This window comes from Nocardia sp. NPDC051900, assembly GCF_044452545.1.
GTDB classification, from domain to species: Bacteria; Actinomycetota; Actinomycetes; order Mycobacteriales; family Mycobacteriaceae; genus Nocardia; species Nocardia sichangensis.
In genome coordinates this window covers 269,063-285,192 of sequence record NZ_JBITBU010000001.1, presented here as the reverse complement: position 1 = coordinate 285,192, position 16,130 = coordinate 269,063, and the positions used below count along the sequence as shown (strand labels likewise).

Annotated in this window: 16 protein-coding genes; 6 read left to right on the top strand and 10 right to left on the bottom strand. The window is 68.7% G+C overall.

Annotation, left to right across the window (positions count from 1 at the left end; all coding sequences use genetic code 11):
- Nucleotides 1-113: 113 nt before the first annotated feature.
- Nucleotides 114-536 carry a MarR family winged helix-turn-helix transcriptional regulator gene (locus ACIA5H_RS01295; protein ID WP_397073051.1) on the bottom strand — a complete coding sequence of 141 codons (423 nt, stop codon included), beginning with the start codon at nt 534-536 and terminating at the stop codon, nt 114-116.
- Nucleotides 537-602: 66 nt separating this feature from the next.
- On the opposite strand from ACIA5H_RS01295, the gene ACIA5H_RS01290 reads away from it, so the two are divergent.
- Nucleotides 603-1,349 (top strand): glucose 1-dehydrogenase, encoded by a 747-nt coding sequence (locus tag ACIA5H_RS01290; protein WP_397073049.1) that lies wholly within the window; start codon nt 603-605, stop codon nt 1,347-1,349.
- Nucleotides 1,350-1,403: 54 nt separating this feature from the next.
- On the opposite strand, the gene ACIA5H_RS01285 is transcribed toward ACIA5H_RS01290, so the two are convergent.
- Together ACIA5H_RS01285 and ACIA5H_RS01280 are read right to left on the bottom strand one after the other, a co-directional pair.
- Complete coding sequence (locus tag ACIA5H_RS01285; protein WP_397073411.1) at nt 1,404-3,272, bottom strand: potassium transporter Kup; 1,869 nt, start codon at nt 3,270-3,272, stop codon at nt 1,404-1,406.
- Nucleotides 3,273-3,465: 193 nt separating this feature from the next.
- Nucleotides 3,466-4,440 (bottom strand): GlxA family transcriptional regulator, encoded by a 975-nt coding sequence (locus ACIA5H_RS01280; RefSeq protein ID WP_397073047.1) that lies wholly within the window; start codon nt 4,438-4,440, stop codon nt 3,466-3,468.
- A gap of 139 nt (nt 4,441-4,579) precedes the next feature.
- Here ACIA5H_RS01280 and ACIA5H_RS01275 point away from each other — a divergent pair, with 139 nt between their 5' ends.
- From ACIA5H_RS01275 to ACIA5H_RS01255, 5 genes are all read left to right on the top strand, one after another.
- The gene (locus tag ACIA5H_RS01275) at nt 4,580-5,005 is read left to right on the top strand and encodes a VOC family protein (protein ID WP_355072663.1); all 426 of its coding nucleotides are present in this window, start codon (nt 4,580-4,582) and stop codon (nt 5,003-5,005) included.
- Nucleotides 5,006-5,115: 110 nt separating this feature from the next.
- A complete protein-coding gene (locus tag ACIA5H_RS01270) occupies nt 5,116-5,595 on the top strand; it encodes a DUF4254 domain-containing protein (RefSeq protein WP_397073045.1) in 480 nt (159 codons plus the stop codon).
- A gap of 237 nt (nt 5,596-5,832) precedes the next feature.
- On the top strand, nt 5,833-6,270 hold the full coding sequence (locus tag ACIA5H_RS01265) for an anti-sigma factor (protein WP_355072666.1): 438 nt from the start codon (nt 5,833-5,835) through the stop codon (nt 6,268-6,270).
- Nucleotides 6,263-7,072 carry an RNA polymerase sigma factor SigF gene (locus ACIA5H_RS01260; protein ID WP_355072668.1) on the top strand — a complete coding sequence of 270 codons (810 nt, stop codon included), beginning with the start codon at nt 6,263-6,265 and terminating at the stop codon, nt 7,070-7,072. Before ACIA5H_RS01265 ends, ACIA5H_RS01260 begins: the two co-directional genes overlap by 8 nt.
- A 153-nt stretch (nt 7,073-7,225) precedes the next feature.
- Nucleotides 7,226-9,343 carry an MMPL family transporter gene (locus tag ACIA5H_RS01255; RefSeq protein ID WP_397073043.1) on the top strand — a complete coding sequence of 706 codons (2,118 nt, stop codon included), beginning with the start codon at nt 7,226-7,228 and terminating at the stop codon, nt 9,341-9,343.
- Here the strand turns inward: ACIA5H_RS01255 and ACIA5H_RS01250 are convergent.
- The 7 genes from ACIA5H_RS01250 to ACIA5H_RS01220 form a co-directional block, all read right to left on the bottom strand.
- A complete protein-coding gene (locus ACIA5H_RS01250) occupies nt 9,304-10,131 on the bottom strand; it encodes a sterol desaturase family protein (RefSeq protein WP_397073041.1) in 828 nt (275 codons plus the stop codon). The two genes, ACIA5H_RS01255 and ACIA5H_RS01250, sit on opposite strands and share 40 nt — an antisense overlap.
- 4 nt (nt 10,132-10,135) lie before the next feature.
- A complete protein-coding gene (locus tag ACIA5H_RS01245; protein WP_355072674.1) occupies nt 10,136-10,849 on the bottom strand; it encodes a GntR family transcriptional regulator in 714 nt (237 codons plus the stop codon).
- A 206-nt stretch (nt 10,850-11,055) separates the two neighbouring features.
- A complete protein-coding gene (locus ACIA5H_RS01240; protein ID WP_397073038.1) occupies nt 11,056-11,229 on the bottom strand; it encodes a CsbD family protein in 174 nt (57 codons plus the stop codon).
- 201 nt (nt 11,230-11,430) lie between these two features.
- Nucleotides 11,431-12,258, bottom strand: coding sequence for a hypothetical protein (locus ACIA5H_RS01235; RefSeq protein ID WP_379252936.1), 828 nt, complete (start codon nt 12,256-12,258; stop codon nt 11,431-11,433).
- 674 nt (nt 12,259-12,932) lie between these two features.
- Nucleotides 12,933-14,228 carry a bifunctional o-acetylhomoserine/o-acetylserine sulfhydrylase gene (locus tag ACIA5H_RS01230; protein ID WP_379252937.1) on the bottom strand — a complete coding sequence of 432 codons (1,296 nt, stop codon included), beginning with the start codon at nt 14,226-14,228 and terminating at the stop codon, nt 12,933-12,935.
- A 48-nt stretch (nt 14,229-14,276) separates the two neighbouring features.
- Nucleotides 14,277-14,792 carry an OsmC family protein gene (locus tag ACIA5H_RS01225; protein WP_397073035.1) on the bottom strand — a complete coding sequence of 172 codons (516 nt, stop codon included), beginning with the start codon at nt 14,790-14,792 and terminating at the stop codon, nt 14,277-14,279.
- An 81-nt stretch (nt 14,793-14,873) separates the two neighbouring features.
- Nucleotides 14,874-16,013: an AI-2E family transporter gene (locus ACIA5H_RS01220; protein ID WP_355072682.1), complete on the bottom strand. Its 1,140-nt coding sequence runs from the start codon at nt 16,011-16,013 to the stop codon at nt 14,874-14,876.
- Nucleotides 16,014-16,130: the final 117 nt, after the last annotated feature.

Sequence of the window (16,130 nt, the reverse complement as noted above, 5' to 3'; positions counted from 1 at the left end):
AGTAGCGAACTACTCGAACGACGGGTGCCGCAATGCTGCGCAAAAGTTAGTTCGCATAACCAAAACAGTAGGTATGGCCTATGCGTGCTGTCGGTTTCAGCGACGTTAGATTTTCACCGATGTTCGGCCAAGGCTGTCGCCGTCGCGGTCACGAGGCCGATCAATCGACTTCGGTCGATGCCGGGAAGCCTGCGGGCCAGTTCGTGCTCCAGCTCCGCGCGGAACTTGTGCCGCACCGCCGAGCCCTGTTCGGTGGGAACGGCGCGAGTCACGCGGCGGTCTCCCGGGTCGGTCTCCCGGACGAGTAGCCCTCGCCGCTCCAGCCGGTCGACCATGCCGGTCACATTGGTCTTGTCACAACCGAGCGTCGCGGCCAGCTCCCCGAACGACGGCGGCCGGTCGGCGCCGAGCAGGCACAGCAATTCGGCTTGCTGACTCGTCAATTCGAGGCGTCGCGCGATCGAGGTGTAGAGGGCGCTGATCTCGCGGTGCAGCCGTGCGAAAGCGGGTGCGAGCCCCTGATCATCGGTCGGCATGGGGAAAGTCTATGTCATCGACAGTTGACATCCTCGCTGATTTAGTTGATGATCTCGACTATCGCCATGGTCATCAATGGAGGTGAGATGCCGGTCGCGATCGTCACCGGAGGATCCCGCGGCATCGGTCGCGCCATCGCCGAGCGCATGGGCGCGAGGGGAGCCGCCGTCGTCGTCAACTACCGATCGAACCGGCCGGCCGCCGAACAGGTGGTGGCCGCCATCGAGGGCTCCGGTGGGCAGGCGTGGGCGGTGCGGGCCGACGTCGCCGACCCGGCGGGCCCGCGCAGGTTGTTCGACGCCGCCGAGGAGCGTTTCGGCGGCGTGGACGTCTTCGTGAACAACGCGGGCGTCGCGCGTTTCGGCTCGATAGCCGAGGCCACCGACGAGGACTTCGAGCTGATGTTCGCGGTCAACACCAAGGCGACGTTCGTCGCCCTGCGTGAGGCCGCGAAGCGGTTGCGCGACAACGGCCGCATCGTCGTCGTGTCCTCCGGCGCGACACTGACCCACCGGCCGGGCTCGGGTGTCTACGGCGCCAGCAAGGCCGCCGTAGAGCAGCTGGTTCGGGTGCTGGCCAGGGAACTCGGCTCGCGCGGCATCACGGCCAACAGCGTGCTGCCCGGTGCGGTGCGCACCGACGCACTCGCCGCGTCAGGGGTGATCGGGGCGAATCAGCAGACCCTCCAATCTATTCCGCTCGGCCGCATGGGCGAGCCCGACGACATCGCCGACGTGGTCGGCTTTCTGGCGTCGGAGGAGGCCCGCTGGATCACCGGGGCGAGCGTGCCCGTCGGTGGGGGAGCCTTCTGAACCGCGAACGCACCGGGACGGAGACGGTCCGAGACGGAACCAGGGTGTGCGCGCCTAGATCTCGATGTGAGCGCCCATGATCACCGTGCGCTCGCGGGGTAGGCCGAACTGCTCGGCGGCGTCGGCGGTGATGTAGGAGGTGGCGATGAACAGCCGCTTGCGCCACTGGGCCATCGTCGGCTCGGTACCGGGGCGCAGCTCGATCTTCGACAGGAAGTAGGACGCACGGTCCAGCTGCAACGGTCCCTCGGTGACAGCGGGGTCGAGCAATGCCAGCGCACCGGGCACGTCTTGCGACTCCATGTAGCCGAACCGGGCGCACACGTGGATGATGCCGTCTTCGGTGTAGCCGAGGGAATCGACGCTGATCCGTTCGTCCGCCGGAACCCGCGGCACGGGTTCGGTCTCGATCGACATGATCACGACGTGCGCGTGGCGCACGTGGTTGTGTTCGGCGTTGGCCCGCAAGGCCAGCGGCGCGGTTCTTTTGCCTCGGTTGAGGAAGACGGCCGTGCCGGGGACCTCGAGTATCGACGGGTCGCCCGCGTGCAAGTGGTCGACGAACTCGCGCAGCGCCCCCTCCCGCCGTTCGCGTTCGGCGGTGACGATGTCGCGCCCGCGTTGCCAGGTGGTCATGATGGTGAACGCGGTGAGACCGATCAGCAGCGGCAGCCACGCACCGTGCACGAGCTTGGTCAGGTTGGCCGCGACGAACAGCAGGTCCACCGACAGCAGGGGGACGGCGCCAAGGGCGAGCAGCCAGAGCGGGATATTCCAGCGGGCGCGGGCGACGTAGAAGAACAACAGCGTGGTGATGGTGATCGTGCCGGTCACCGCCATGCCGAACGCGTAGGCCAGCGCCGCCGAACTGCGGAAGGCGAACACCAGGGTGAGCACCGAGACCATCAGCAGCCAGTTGATCCACGGCACGTAGATCTGGCCGACCGTCGCCTCCGAGGTGTGCGCGATGCGCAGCCGTGGCAGGTAGCCGAGCCGGGCGGCCTGGGATGCCACCGAATACGCGCCGGTGATCACCGCCTGCGACGCGATCACCGTAGCGGCGGTGGCCAACAGCACCAGCGGCAGGCGGCCCCATGCGGGCATGAGCAGGAAGAACGGGCTGCTGACGTGACCGGGATCGTCGAGGATCAGTGCGCCTTGGCCGAAATAGCTGAGGATGCACGCCGGGAACACCAGAAACAGCCAGCCACGGGTGATCGCCCGGCGACCGAAATGACCCATGTCGGCGTACAGCGCCTCGGCTCCGGTCACCGCGAGGACGATCGCGGCCAAGGCGAAGAAGGCGGTGCCGAAATGGCCGAACAGGAAGCCGAGCGCGTAGGTCGGTGACAGGGCTCGAAGAATCTGCGGATGATCGGCGATGCCCGCCACCCCGCACGCTCCGATGACGGCGAACCAGGCGATCATCACCGGCCCGAACACCCGGCCCACTGCCGCGGTGCCCCGGCGCTGCACCAGGAACAGCGTCACGATGATGACCGCGGTGATCGGTACGACGAAATCCGCCAGCGACGGTTGTACGACCTCGATTCCCTCGACGGCGGACAGCACGGAGATCGCCGGAGTGATCATGCTGTCGCCGAAGAACAGCGAAGCGCCGAAGATGCCCAGCGCCGCCAGCGCCGCGGTCTGCCGTCGGCCGTGCTGCGAGCCCCACCGCCGCAGCTGCGTGATCAGCGCCATGATGCCGCCCTCGCCGTCGTTGTCGGCGCGCAGGGCCAGCAGGATGTAGGTGACGGTGACGATGATGGTGACCGACCAGAAGATCAGCGAGACCACGCCGTACACGTTGTCCACGCTCACCGGCACCGGATGTGGGTCGGCAGGGTTGAACACCGTCTGGATGGTGTAGATCGGACTGGTGCCGATGTCGCCGAACACCACGCCGAGTGCGGCGACCACCACGCCGAGCCGCGCGGTGTCGTGTGCGCTCGTCGCGGAGGGCGCGGGGGGCCGCTCCTCGTCGGATGTGGTCGTGTGCTGCCGATCGGTCACCGAGTCCTCCTAGCGCGGGCTGTCCGGCCGATACCGTTCCCGGAGTTGGGCCGTCGGGCAGTAGCCGCCGCATGACATCCGGCGTCGTGCCTACCGCGGCTCAATACGACACGCGCGTCATGCGGATCTCGGAGATCGACATGCCCCGGCGGCGGCGGAACAATCCGCGCAGTGTTCCGGCGTTGAGATAACCCACCTTGGCGGCCACCGCGTCCACCGTGAGCGAAGTGGTGCGCAGCAGTTGCACGGCGCGTTCCAGGCGGATGTCGTGCACGAATTCCGTGGGGGACATGCCCAGTTCGGCGTGGGTGGCCCGTTGCAGGCTGCGTTCGGTGACGCCGACGGCGCGAGCGGCCTGGGATATCCGGAAATTCTCGCCGAGGTGTGCGCGAACCCAGCGTTCGAAGGCGGCGGTGACGGAATCGCCGCGGGCGATGATCTCGGGGACGATGAACTCGCGTTGCGGTCGGCCCGCGCCCACCGCCAGGTAGCGCATGGCGCGTTCGGCCAGGGCCGGGCTCTTGCTCGCGATCAGCGACAGCGCCAGGTCCATGTGCGAGAGCGCGGCGCCCGCGGTGGTGACGCCTCGACCGCGACACAGCGTGCGCCCCTCGTCGAGTTCCACGTGTGGGTAGCGGCGCCGGAAGCTGGGGCCGAGCCACCAGCTCGTGGTCGCGGGGGAGCCGTCCAGCACGCCCGCCTCGGCCAGGAAGAACGTTCCGGTGCAGGCGCCGGCGAGGTGAGCGCCCCGATCGCGGGCCGCGACCAGCCGGTCGAGCACCGGACGGCTGGCGGGTGCGGAAACCAGGTCGATCAGCGCCGCGGCCTCCAGGACGTTCACGGCGGGCACGATCATCAGATCGAATCCGTCGCCGAGCTCGTCGAGCGGGGTCGTCGGCACGGTGTGGCCGTTGCCCGACCGCACCGTGGCGCCGAACGACGCGCTGTGCACCCGCCACGGCTGCGGCGGGTCGGGCAGCTCGGTGCGCACGGCGTTGGCGGTGTTGAAGGTTTCCAGTAGGGCGGCGTATCCGAAATCGGCTACGCCGTCCACCACGAAGACGACGACGTCCATGTCGGAAACGGTACCGAAGATGTCGTTTGCGACACTCGGTTCCGCCGGAATTCTGTCCTACCGTCATCGCGAGACGGCTCGCCGCCGAGCGAACCGGGGAGCCGATCGAACCCGCCGTACCTCGTTTGGGAGCGTGACCATGATCGAAACGACCGGGACGCATCACATCCGGTTGACCGTGACCGACATCGCCCGGTCGCGTGCCTTCTACCGAGATGTGCTCGGTTTCCCCATCGCCGCCGAATCGCCAGGCAGCCCCGACGATCCGGAGGTGCGCGCCGACCCGATGCGACTGTTCGGCGGGGTGGTGTTCCAGGCCAACGGCATGTTGCTCGGCCTGCGTCCGGTCGCCGATCCGGCGGACCGATTCGATTCCGAACGTGTGGGTTTGGACCATCTCAGCTTCACCGTCCCGGCGCGGGACGATCTGGTGGCCGCGGCCGCTCGCCTGGCCGATGCGGGCATCGAACACGGGAAGATCACCGAGATGGCCGATTTCGGCATCGCGATCCTGTCGTTCTCCGATCCCGACGGCATCCATCTCGAACTCACTGCGCCCCTGTGAGTTTGCGTCCGCCCGCAGCGGGCATGCCCGATCCGGAATGAACGCTGTCCTGATGAAGGCTTGGCCGACCGGCCGTACGAGCGGTGCGGTCGTGCCGGGGAGGTAGGCCGATGCTGGTCCAGCGTGCGCGACCGCGGAAGCTGTCCGAGGATTCGGCGCTGCCGAGTCCGAGCGCACTGCTGTGCGCGCTGGGCGGCCAGCACGTGCAGGGCCCGGTGAGCCGGTGGGCGCGCGAGCTGACCGAACTGCACCGGCGGCGCCGGGAGGACGCACGGGAATCGGTCGGGACGCGGCGGCGCGCCGAGTTGGTCGAACGGATCGACACCTGGGCGGCGCTGCACCTGCCGTGCGCCGACCCCGCGGTGCGGGTGCACCACGAGAGCCTGGGGGAGATGATCGACCGGATGGCCGCCGTCGCGGAAGACGCGTTCCATCTGCTGATGCACGACGATCCGGGAGGCGAGCGCATGCACGCGGCATGGACCCGGCTGGCCGAACTGGAGATCGCCTACGCCGATCTGGTGCGCGCCATCGGGGACGGCCGTCGGCGTCTTCCCCCAGGACGAACCGGCGCTTCGGGGGCCCAGTGATGTCGGGGGTGCCTACCGGCGGTCGATCGAGTGGCCGAGCCGGTCGCATCGGACGAACGCGCTGGTCAACGTTGTCGGCAGCCGTTGTGGGGAGTGCGCGCGTCCGCGTCGCGGCCCCTCGCGATCAGCCGTCCCCGGACGAAGACGCGCGCGCCGAGCCGTGGCCGATCGAGTTCACTACGGAGGAGGGCGTAGGCTTGGCGCTCCGACGGACGGCGCGACTTCTGGGAGCGGTGCATGAGCAAGGGTGAGGGGACTCCTCCCGCTACGACGCGGACCGGCACGATCAGCGTGCGGGTGCCCGCGGTGTCCGAACAGCTCGCGATGTTGCGTGCCTTGGCCGAGACCGTCGTGCTCATGGCCGATTTCGGCATCGACGAGGTGACCGACATCCGGCTGGCCCTCGACGAGGTGGCCAGCGCCCTGGTGCTGGACGCGGTGGATGGGGCGGAGCTGGAGTGCGCGTTCGGCTTCGAGGACGACGCGGTGGAGGTGCGCGTCTCCACCGTCACGGTGTCGGACGCCAGCCCGGACGAGTCCGGCTTCGGCTGGCACATCGTGGCGACGCTCACGGATTCGGTCTCGGCCACCCGAGGCGCACACGACTCCGCTGTGGGCGGCTACCCGACCGTCGTCGACTTCCGTTGGGTGCGCGGCGGCTCGAATAATGAGTAGCGAGTCGAATCAGGTCGCTTCCAAGCGCAAATCGCGGGGAGACACCTACGACAATATCGAGCCGCTCTTCGCCGAACTGGCCGCGCTGGCCCCGGACGATCCACGCCGGGACGCCGTGCGCACCGAGCTGATCGAACGTTGCCTGCCGCTGGCCGAACACATCGCCCGCAAGTTCAGCGGCCGCGGCGAGAGCTTCGAGGACCTGTTGCAGATCGCTCGGGTGGGCATGCTCGCCGCCGTCGACCGCTTCGATCCGGGGCACGGCGCGACCTTCCTGTCGTTCGCGGTGCCGACGATCATGGGTGAAGTGCGCAGGCATTTCCGCGACTACGCCTGGTCGGTGCGAGTGCCACGGCGGCTCAAGGAGATCCAGTCCACCATCGGTCCGACGGTGGAGATCCTGTCGCAGCGGCTGGGCCGGATGCCGCGGGCGCGGGAGATCGCAGAGGAACTGGGCGCGGACCTGAACGAGGTGACCCAGGCGCTCATCGCCCGCAACGCCTACCAGACCTCCTCGATCGATGCCGCCTCGGACACCGACGACTCCGAATCCGGCGGTCCCTCGCTGCTGGACTCGCTCGGCGCCGAAGACCCGGACTTCAGCACCGTGGAGAACTACCTGGCGGTCAAGCCGCTGCTGGCGGCTCTGCCGGAACGTGAGAAGCAGGTGCTGGTGATGCGCTTCTTCGACTCGATGTCCCAGGAGCAGATCGCCCAGCGCATCGGGTGTTCGCAGATGCAGGTCTCACGGATTCTGTCGAAGACCTTGAAATCGCTGCGCGAGCAGGCGCTGCGGGACTGACCCGCGCCCCGGCGGAGGCGTTCACTCGCCGGTCAGCCCGTGGTGATGCTCGCGCATCGCGTGGACGACGGCGACCAGCAGGCGGTGCGCGGCGCGCGGGTCCGCGTCGGGCAGTTCGGCCATCGCGGCTCGGTTTCTGAGAGAGTTGGCGGGGTGAGCGCTTGGGATCGCTATGCGTCGGTGGTGACCGCCCGGACCTCGTGGGTGCTGCTCGTGGTGCTCGCCGCGGCCTCCGTCGGCCTGATCGGCGCGGTGGGCGAGAACGAGTCCGCCGGGCAGGCCCCTACCGCGCTACCGGCCTCCGCCGAATCGGCGCGAGTCGAACAGGCGCTCGAGGAGTTCCCGGACGCGGGGTCGGCCGCCGCGATCATCGTGGTCACGCGCGCCGATGACGGCGAGCTGACCGAGGACGACCGCAACGCCACCGTGGCGGCGGTGGCCCGCGCGTCGGGACGGACACCCGGCCCGAGCGACCTGCTCGCTTCGCCGGACCGGAAAGCGGCGATCGGACAAGTGCCCGTGGACGCCGCCCTGAGCGGATTCCCGCTGACCGACCGGATCGGGGACATCCGTGCCGTCGCGCGGGAGGGCCTGCCCGACGGACTCGTCCTGCAGGTCACCGGCGGTCCGGCGTTCGGCGCCGACATCGCCGACTCGTTCTCCGGCGCCAACGTCACCCTGCTGGCGGTGACCGCGATGGTCGTCGCCGTGCTGCTGATCGCGACGTACCGCTCCCCGGTGCTGTGGCTGGTGCCGCTCGCGGTGGTCGGCGCGGCCGATCGGGTGGCCACCGGCGCCGGAACCGCGCTGGCGCGTGTGACCGCCCTGACCTTCGACGGCTCGACCTCCGGTGTCACGAGTGTGCTGGTGTTCGGTGCGGGCACCAACTACGCGCTGCTACTGGTGTCGCGTTATCGGGACGAACTGCATCGGGAAGCCGACCACCGCACGGCATTGCGACACGCGGTGCGGCGCGCCGGGCCCGCGATCCTGGCCAGCAACATCACGGTGGTCGCCGCCCTGCTCGTGCTGGTGCTCGCCTCCGTGCCCAGCACGCGCAGTCTCGGTGTGATGGCCGCGCTGGGATTGCTGGTCGCGGTGGTGTTCGTCCTGCTCGCGCTGCCCGCCGCGCTCGCGTTGTGCGGACGCAACGTGTTCTGGCCGTTCGTGCCGGAGGCCGACGATCGCGACACCGCGAACGAGGGCGTCTGGCACGCGGTCGCCGCGTGGGTGGTGCGCAGGCCCGCGGTGGTCGCCGGAACCGCGCTCGTGGTGCTGGCCATCTGCGCGACCGGATTGCTGTCGACGCAGGTGGGCCTGTCGCAGACCGAGCAGTTCCGGGTTCGCGCGGAGTCGGTGGAGGGATTCGACGCCCTCGCTCGGCATTTCCCCTCCGGCGCTTCCGATCCCGCGATCGTCCTCGCGCGCAGCGACGCGGTGGTGGAGGTCGACGCGGCGTTCCACCGCACCGAGGGCGTGGTGATGACCTGGCAGACCGGCACCTCGCCGACCGGGCTGACCCGGTGGGCCGTGGTGATCGACGCGCCGCCGTCTTCCGCACGTGCCTTCGACACGATCGAGGCGCTGCGCGCGTCGGTGGCCCAGGTGCCGGGCGCCGACGCGATCGTCGGCGGCGCCGATGCCCAGGCGCTGGACGTCCAGACGGCCGCGAGTCGCGACCGCAAGCTGATCATTCCGCTGATCCTGGTCGTCGTGCTGGTGGTGCTGCTGGTGCTGCTGCGCGCGGTGCCTGCCGCGCTGCTGCTCGTCGCGGTCACGGTGTTGAGCGCGCTGGCGGCGCTCGGGCTGGGCAGCTGGATGAGCGAGCACGTGTTCGGGTTCCCGGCGCTGGACATCAGCGTGCCGCTGTTCGCGTTCCTGTTCCTGGTCGCGCTCGGCGTCGACTACACGATCTTTTTGGTGACCAGGGCCCGCGAGGAGACTCCTGGGCACGGCACCACGCATGGCATGGTGCGGGCGGTGTCGGTGACCGGCGCGGTGATCACCAGTGCGGGCATCGTGCTCGCGGCGGTGTTCTGCGTGCTCGGCGTGCTCCCGCTGATCACCCTGACTCAGGTCGGCATCGTGGTGGGCCTCGGCATCCTGCTCGACACGTTCGTCGTGCGCACGGTCGTGATCCCCGCGCTGTTCAGCCTGATCGGGCGCAAGATCTGGTGGCCGAGCGAGCTGCGGCTCGTCGAGGAAGAGGGCGACGGGCACGGTGGCGCGGATCAGTCGGCGGGCGTCCAGCCCGGGCCGCGGAACAGGTAGCCGCCGCGGGCGCGCCACGAAGGTGCGCTGCGCAGGTCCCGCCAGATCGAGGCGAACTCGTGGGTGGCGACCTTCGCCGGATTGAACGTCTCGATGTTCTTCGTCAGCCCGTAGCGGACGCGTTCGTCCTCCGGCTCGAAGGTGCCGAACAGCCGATCCCAGATGATCAGGATGCCGCCGTAGTTCTTGTCCAGGTATCGATCGTTGGAGCCGTGGTGCACCCGGTGATGGGACGGCGTGTTGAACACGAATTCCACGGGACGCCATAGCCTTGCGACGCGCTCGGTGTGGATGAAGAACTGGTAGACGAGGCTGACCGACTGTTGCAGCAGGATCATCCAGGGCGGGAAACCGGCCAGCGCCAGCGGCAACCAATAGGGCAGCGAGCTGAACGGGGTCCACGGCTGGCGCAGCGCGGTGGAGAGGTTGTAGAACTCGCTGGAGTGGTGCACCACGTGGCTGGCCCAGAACACGCGCACCGTGTGGTGCGTGCGGTGGTACCAGTAGTAGGCGATCTCGTCGGCGAAGAACAGCGCGACCCAGGTCAGCGGATGGTCCGTCGGGAGATGGAACGGAGCGGCCAGGTACGCCGCGGCGTACACCGCGACGACCGCGAGTTTCCAGCCGAGGTTCACCACCACGTTCCCCAGACCCATGAGCACGCTGGTGCGCGCGTCGCGGAACTGGTAGCCGAGTTGGTCGTTGTCGGGCAGCAGGTGGAAGGAGGCCGCTTCGAGGGCAAGGCAGAGCACGAAAACCGGTATGGCGTGGGCGATCAGGTCGAACAATGGGTCAATCTTTCGGTGCTGCTTGGGCGTCCACCAGGCGGGTGAGCAGGGCGTAGGCGGTGTCGTAGGCCGCGGCCGAATCGCGGCGGGCAATGTGCTCCGCGAGCGCGCGATGGGCGCCGGGATCGATGTATTCCTTGTTCAGGCCCAGTTCGGCGACGACTTCCATACCGATCCCGAAATAGCCGGAAACCAGGGTGTTCAACGCCAGCCGGTAGGCGAGATTGCCGGAGCCGTCCAGGATCGCCACCCAGAACGCCAGATCGGCATCGACGACGGCGCCGAACGGGGCGGTGGCGTCCGGATAGGCCGCGGCGGCGCGTTGCACCGTCGCCAGTTGGTCGGCGTCGGCGTGCTCGGCGCACAACCGGGCCGCGTCGGCGGCGACCGAACGCCGCATCACCGCGATGTCGTGCAGGATCCGTCTGGCCGGTACCGCGCCGGAGCGAGTGAGCGCGGTCAGTATGTCCAGGCCCGCGTGCGAGCGCCAGTCGAGAACCCGGGTCTTGCCGCCGGGCGTGACGCGGACCAGCCCGCTCTGCTGTACGCGCTTGAGCGCTTCGCGGACGGCGTGGCGGTTCACCTGGAACATCTCGGCCAGCTCGCGCTCGGAGGGGAGCGTCGCCTCGGGGGCGAGTTTGCCGCTCAGGATCGCGTCGATGATCTGGCCGAAGACCGTATCGGAGACGGCGGTGCGGGCGACCGCGGCGAATTCCATGTCACCGAGTCTCGCGTATAGAGGTCAACAGGTCAACTGGTTGGACCAGTTTCTGGAAAGAAAGGCGGATGCCCGCTTCATGCGGCCATCCGCCTACGACCTATCTGCCTCCGCTTTCGCTCGGCCGTGCGCGGTGCTACCCCGCGTTCACTACGGCCGTGCGCGGCGCCGGCGACGGACAACGTCCGACAGCGCACGTGCAGCGGTCAGTGCCGGAAGGCGTCCTTGACCTTCTCGCCGGCGTCCTTCAGGTCGGACTTGATCTGGTCGGTGCGACCTTCGTCGCGCTTCCCCCGGTCACCCTTGGCCTCGCCGAGCTTTTCTTTGGCCTGACCAGCGACTTTATCGGTCTTGTTCTTCGCCTTGTCGACTGTGCTCATGTCACAACCTCCTTTTGAAGCGACCGGCCGGCCATCTTCAGCCGGTCTTCTCGGCAGTAGCCCGTAATCGGGCGGCCAAACATCGGCCATTCCTCGTAAAAGCAGAAGACCCGGCGGGAAACCGGGTCTTCGCGGAAATCGTGCGTATTCGAAATCGCCGCCGAATCCGCATGCTGCGTGCGGTCTCCGGCGCGCCGGGAATTACGCGGCCGGAACCGTGGGCGGTGTCAGAAGGCCTTGCAGCACACCGACACCCGCGCCGAGGGCGGCACCGACGGCGATGGCGGGGGAGGCGACGAATCCATAACCGATTGCGGCGCCGAAGGCCATGACGGCCACCGTCCCGGTCGGGAACATCGGCAGGCCCGCGATGGCGCCGCAGATGGCGCCGATGACCGCTCCGATCGAGGCGACCGGCGCGGCCACCATGCTGCCCGCCGAGGCGCCGATGGCGGTGGAGCCGATCAGGTCGGCGGCGATGCGATCGGAACGCGACGGATCGAAGCCCGCGGAATCCAGGGTCTGCGCGATGCCTGCTTCCGGGCCCGCGATCGCGTCGTTGAACATCTTGCCCTGCTCGGGAGTCATGAAATCCGGGCGGCCGATCACCACCGAACCCACGCGCAGCGTGCCGGGCGGCGCCTCGATCGGCGCGACCGCGGGAGCCGGGGCGGCGGGGTTGGGCAGGTGCAGCCGCTGCGGCTCGACCGGCGCGAGCAGGTTCGGATCCGGCATCGGCCGGTTGACGCTCAGGTCGTTGCGGCCCGCGGAAACCGGGGGCGCGGGCGGAAAAGCCTCGGGCGGAAAGGCTCCGGGGTCCGCGGGATCGGCCGCCGGGGTGATGAGGCCAGGGCCGGGCGCCGGGGCGAACGGGATCTGGACGGAGATCTGCGGCAACAGCGGGTCGGCGGTGGCGGTCGCGGCGGCGCCGACCAAGGACAACGGAATGGCGCCCGCGACGACCAGAGTGGCGGCGCGGCGGAAGAACGGGTGTGCTGGAGTTTCGATTTCGGGTACTGCTATGCCCATGGACTTACCCACCTCATTCTGAAGAGGACATGTACCTACCCTTCTAGTTCGATTCAGAAAGCCCCACGGATGCGCGGAAGTTCGAATTATTTTCCATTGCGGCGAAACGCGCCCCTGCCAATCGAATCCGCGTGACAGCGCCGAATAGTCCTGTCGCTGTGGTCAACCGATCGCGACTGCGCGACTGCTGGTTTTCTTCAACCGAAATCAGGGAAACCACCCCCGAAACGGGGCCTTGCCCCGCTGTGCGGGCTCCGAGCCACGCAGCGGCCTGATCAAGAGCCCATCCGATCCCCGTCATGTGGGGGCGTTCGAGGTGGTCGGCGAACTGGTCAGCACGACACTCCGCGACGGCTACCTCACCTCGGAGCGGATGCGCTTCTTCGCGGCCAAGTTCCGCGAAGCGGCCCAGGCATCCGACAAAGCGGTCGAAGCGCCCCGCAGTGACATCGACACTCGGGTATCGAGCACGTTGAACCAGTCTGGCTACTGGTCCTGGGCATGTACGATGACCGTGTACGGGGTGCTGAGGAGGGGCTGCGTTCGCGGACTCCAGCGAGTTTGCGCGCAATGTTTTTCGCGGTTGGCAGCGCGCCCAAGGCGGGTGTGCGGCTCCCGTGCGGGAGGAGTTGACCACCCGATCCCCGCCGGGCAGACCCGGCGGGGACAACGCGTCAGGATGCCGCGTCGAATCCGGCGCGCAGGTCGGCGAGGATGTCGTCGATTCCCTCGATGCCGACCGCGAGCCGGACCAGGCCGGGGGTGACGCCCGCGGCCAGCTGCTCTTCCGGCGTCAGCTGCGAGTGGGTGGTGGAGGCCGGGTGGATCACCAGCGAGCGGACGTCGCCGATGTTGGCCACGTGGCTGTGCAGGCGCAGCGCCTCGACGAACCGCTTGCCCGCGTCCACGCCGCCCGCCAGCTCGAAGCCGATCACCGCGCCGGCGCCCTTCGGGGCGAGGGCGCGGCCCCGCTCGTACCACGGCGACGACGGCAGGCCCGCGTAGGACACCGAGGTGACTTCCGAACGGGTGGTGAGGAATTCGGCCACCGCCTGCGCGTTCTGCACGTGCCGCTCCACCCGCAGGCTCAGCGTCTCCAGGCCCTGGCTGATCAGGAACGCGTTGAACGGCGAGACCGCCGAGCCGAGGTCGCGCAGCAGTTGCACGCGCGCCTTCAGCGCGTAGGCGGGCGCGCCGAGTTCGGCGTACACGACACCGTGGTAGCTCGGGTCGGGTTCGGTGAAGCCGGGGAAGCGGCCGCCGGTCCAGTCGAACTTGCCGCCGTCCACGATCACGCCCGCGATGGCCGCGCCGTGTCCGCCGAGGTACTTGGTGGCCGAGTGCACGACGATGTCGGCGCCATGGGCCAGCGGCTGGATCAGGTACGGCGTGGCGACGGTGTTGTCCACGATCAACGGCACACCGTTGTCGTGGGCGACGCCCGCGATCCCCGGGATGTCGAGGATGTGGTTCTGCGGGTTGGAGATCGTTTCGCCGTACAGCGCCTTGGTGTTCGGGCGGATGGCGGCTTTCCACTGCTCGAGGTCGTCGGGGTCGTCGACGAACGAGACCTCGATGCCGAGCTTGGGCAGCGAGTAGTGGAAGAGGTTGTAGGTGCCGCCGTAGAGCCGGGGGCTGGACACGATGTGGTCGCCCGCTCCGGCGATGTTGAGGATCGCGAAGGTCTCCGCGGCCTGTCCGGAGGCCAGCAGCAGAGCGGCCACGCCGCCTTCCAGGGCGGCGATGCGCTGCTCCACCGCGTCCTGGGTCGGGTTCATGATCCGGGTGTAGATGTTGCCGGGCTCGGCCAGACCGAACAGCGCCGCCGCGTGCGCGGTGTCGCGGAAGGTGTAGGAGGTGGTCTGGTAGATCGGCAGGGCGCGGGCGTTGGTCGTGCCGTCCGGAATCTGTCCGACGTGGATCTGCTTCGTCTCGAAGCTCCAGTCCTGCGACAGGTCGGGTTCGGTCATCGGGAAGGTCCTCCTTCTGGTGAGTGATCGAGCTGGTTGGGACGGCGGCTAATCGGTGATCAGCCTGGTGTCGACCGGAGTGCGCCCGGTCGTGAGATCCAGTACGGGGCAGTGCGCGTCGACGGCCTGCTGGAGTTCGGCATAGCGCTGCTCGGTCTCGGGCCCGCTGAGGCGGACGGTCACCCGCACCGCCTGGAAGCCGGGGCGAACATTCTCATCCAAGCCGAAGAACCCGCGCACGTCGAGATCGCCTTCGGCGCTCACCGCCAGTTCGTCGACCGTGATGCCGAGGCGCTGGGCCCAGAACCGATAGGTCACCACTTGACAGGCGATGAGCGACGCCAGGTACACCTCGACCGGATTGGGCGCGGTGTCCGCGCCGCCGAGCGCGGGTGGTTCGTCCACGCGCACGGTGTGCCTACCGAGCGTGATCGCGCTGCCCACTGTCCCTTCCGGAGTCCCGGAGGCACGGAACACCACCAGCGCGTTCGCCGGGTCGTCGGCCACCGCCTTCGCCGTCGCGTCGGCGATGTCGTTGAGCGGGGTGCCCACATCAGTTGTCATGTCCACTGACGCTAGAAACCGCAGGGGGCGACGGCGATAGTTACATTCGGACTGAGTGCAAGGATGGTGCGCGGTGCTGCGTCAGTCCGCGGGTTCGCTCTCCGGTTCCGGCGGTGGCGCGGTGGCCGCGTCGATCTGCTCGCCGAGGTAACGCAGGACCACCGCGGCGATCGCGACGACCGGCACGGCCAGGAACGCGCCGACGATCCCGTAGAGCGAGCCGCCCGCGGTGACCGCGAGCAGCACGATGACCGCGTGCAACTGCATGCTGCGACTCTGCAACACCGGTTGCAGCACGTTGCCCTCCAGTTGCTGCACGGCCACGACGATGCCGAGCACGATCAGCGCGGTGACGAAGCCGTTGCCCACCAGCGCGACCAGCACCGCGAGGGCGCCCGCGACGAAGGCGCCGACCATCGGCACGAATCCGCCGAGGAAGGTGATCACCGCGAGCACCAGCGCCAGCGGTACCCCGAGGATGACCAGACCGGCGCCGATGAGCACCGCGTCGACCAGGCTGACCAGCGCCTGGGTCCGGATGAACCCGCCGAGCACGACCCAGATCCGGCTGAGCACCTCTTCCAGGTGCCTGCCGCCGCGGCTGCCGGAGACGCTGTGCAGCCAGGGCAGGAAGCGCGGCCCGTCCTTGACGAAGAAGAAGCTCAGTACCAGCACGAGGAACAGGGTGATCAGCGCCGACGTCGCGGTGGTCACGCCGCTGAATACGCCGGTGGCGATCTGCGCGGAACTCGACTGCAACCGGGACACGATGGCGTCGACCGCCGAATTCAACTGCTCTTCGCGGATTCGCAACGGCGGCCCCTGCAACCAGTCGCGCACCTGGTTGACGCCCGCGCTCGCCTTGTCGGCCAGTTCCGGGACCTGGTCGACCACCGAGGGCACGATCAGCGCGATGACACCGGCGAGCACGCCGAGGAAACCGAGCACCGCGAGCGAGGCCGCCGCGGCGGGCGGCAAGCCGCGGGCGGTGAGCCAGCGCACCGGCGGCCACAGCACGGTGGCGATCACGATCGCCAGCGCCACCGGCAGGATCACCACCCACAGCCGGGCGACCAGGAAGCCGAGCACCCACGCGCCCGCCGCGATCGCGACGATGCACACTGCCCACTTGGCCAGCCACAGCAGGCCCACACCGATGACATCACCGCGATCACGCGGCGTGAGTTCGTCCGGTTTGTCGCTTTTGCTGCGTTCGCTCACCGGCCCAGTCTGGCACGCGCCACGAGATCGAGCGGGACTCGTGATCAGGCGACGCGGTCGATTCCGGGTCCTGTGCGCACTGGAGTCGCTGTTTGGCCCCGGCATCCCCGGTCATCA

Bases quoted from the DNA above. Each gene is read 5' to 3' on its own strand.
- ACIA5H_RS01225 (WP_397073035.1), bottom strand. From the start codon at position 14,792: ATGACAACTGATGTGGGCACCCCGCTCAACGACATCGCCGACGCGACG.
- ACIA5H_RS01280 (WP_397073047.1), bottom strand. From the start codon at position 4,440: ATGGACGTCGTCGTCTTCGTGGTGGACGGCGTAGCCGATTTCGGATAC.
- ACIA5H_RS01275 (WP_355072663.1), top strand. From the start codon at position 4,580: ATGATCGAAACGACCGGGACGCATCACATCCGGTTGACCGTGACCGAC.
- ACIA5H_RS01260 (WP_355072668.1), top strand. From the start codon at position 6,263: ATGAGTAGCGAGTCGAATCAGGTCGCTTCCAAGCGCAAATCGCGGGGA.
- ACIA5H_RS01290 (WP_397073049.1), top strand. From the start codon at position 603: ATGGTCATCAATGGAGGTGAGATGCCGGTCGCGATCGTCACCGGAGGA.
- ACIA5H_RS01240 (WP_397073038.1), bottom strand. From the start codon at position 11,229: ATGAGCACAGTCGACAAGGCGAAGAACAAGACCGATAAAGTCGCTGGT.
- ACIA5H_RS01265 (WP_355072666.1), top strand. From the start codon at position 5,833: ATGAGCAAGGGTGAGGGGACTCCTCCCGCTACGACGCGGACCGGCACG.
- ACIA5H_RS01230 (WP_379252937.1), bottom strand. From the start codon at position 14,228: ATGACCGAACCCGACCTGTCGCAGGACTGGAGCTTCGAGACGAAGCAG.
- ACIA5H_RS01245 (WP_355072674.1), bottom strand. From the start codon at position 10,849: ATGGAATTCGCCGCGGTCGCCCGCACCGCCGTCTCCGATACGGTCTTC.
- ACIA5H_RS01270 (WP_397073045.1), top strand. From the start codon at position 5,116: ATGCTGGTCCAGCGTGCGCGACCGCGGAAGCTGTCCGAGGATTCGGCG.
- ACIA5H_RS01295 (WP_397073051.1), bottom strand. From the start codon at position 536: ATGCCGACCGATGATCAGGGGCTCGCACCCGCTTTCGCACGGCTGCAC.
- ACIA5H_RS01235 (WP_379252936.1), bottom strand. From the start codon at position 12,258: ATGGGCATAGCAGTACCCGAAATCGAAACTCCAGCACACCCGTTCTTC.